This is a genomic window from Streptomyces niveiscabiei, assembly GCF_001419795.1.
In the GTDB taxonomy this organism is placed as follows: Bacteria; Actinomycetota; Actinomycetes; order Streptomycetales; family Streptomycetaceae; genus Streptomyces; species Streptomyces niveiscabiei.
The window spans coordinates 1-1,022 of sequence record NZ_LIRL01001188.1; the positions used below are offsets into that span (position 1 = coordinate 1).

Genomic DNA, 1,022 nt, shown 5'->3' on the forward strand with positions numbered 1-1,022 from the left:
GTACCCGGGTAATACCTGAGGACTACGCCCCATAACTGGTGTGTGACGAGGGAGTATTGGGCCACGGAACGCGAGCGGACCGTGGCCCTCCGCTCTTTTCCACCTCACGGGCAGGTTACGGAACACTCAACCTCTGGTAGCGGGGCGGTTATCCGGCGACGATGGGGTCATGACACCGGCCGAGCGCGCCCATGAACGACTGGCGAGCTGGCCCGACCTCACGACGGTGACAGCCGCGTGCGGTACGGGCCCCGCCCTGCGTTCCGCGCACAGCGAGATCGTTCACTTCCACTCCGCGCACGAGGTGGACCTCCACCTCACCGGCCAGGCCATTCACCGGCTCTCCCGCGACCTGCGCGCCTCCACGGCCATCCGCCTCCTCCCGGGCTCCCGCTGGGTCACGGTCCACCTGGACTGCGACTCGGACGTCGACCTCCTGATCAGTCTCGTCAGCATGGCTCTCCAGGCCCACCAGGCGGCCATACCTGAGGAGGAGGGCCCGCGCTGCAATCTGCACCGGGTGATGCTGGTGCCGAGGGACGAGCCGCTGGTCTGACGAGGCCCGCGCGACTTTGCCTTCTCTTTACAACTGACCCTCCCCCTGTCTCGTCTCTCCGCTCGATTCCACCCCGCCCGGGTGGACCGAAGAAGGAGAGCGAACGGATGCGTCGTACTGCTCGTGGTGTGCTGGGGGCCTTGGTCCTCTCCGGTGTCGTCGTACTGACCGGTGCGGGGGTGGCGTCCGCCGACACTCCGTCGCCGGTGCCGACCGTCGCCGAGGCGCCGAGCCCTGAGCCGAGCGCCGTGGACTCGACGAAGGTGCCGAGTGAGCCGAGCGCGGTGCCGAGCGTCGTGGACCCGACCAGGGCGCCGGCCCAGGAGCCGGCCACGGACTCGGGCAAGGACTCGGGGCAGGTGTCGGTCGTGCCGAAGGGGGCCGCCGACACGGGTGTCGGTGAGTCCTCGGGGTCCGGGTCGTCGTCGTCCACGGCCCTCGTCGGGGCCGGTGCCGGGGCCGTCCT

The 1,022-nt window shown here is 69.8% G+C and carries 2 protein-coding genes; both read left to right on the plus strand.

Annotated features, from left to right (window positions below; genetic code table 11):
* The first annotated feature begins 169 nt into the window (after nucleotides 1-169).
* Complete coding sequence (locus AOK24_RS41845) at nucleotides 170-556, plus strand: luciferase domain-containing protein (protein WP_055725111.1); 387 nt, start codon at nucleotides 170-172, stop codon at nucleotides 554-556.
* A gap of 107 nt (nucleotides 557-663) precedes the next feature.
* Nucleotides 664-1,022, plus strand: a 359-nt coding sequence (locus tag AOK24_RS41850) for a hypothetical protein (protein ID WP_055725112.1), incomplete at its 3' end; no start/stop codon positions are given.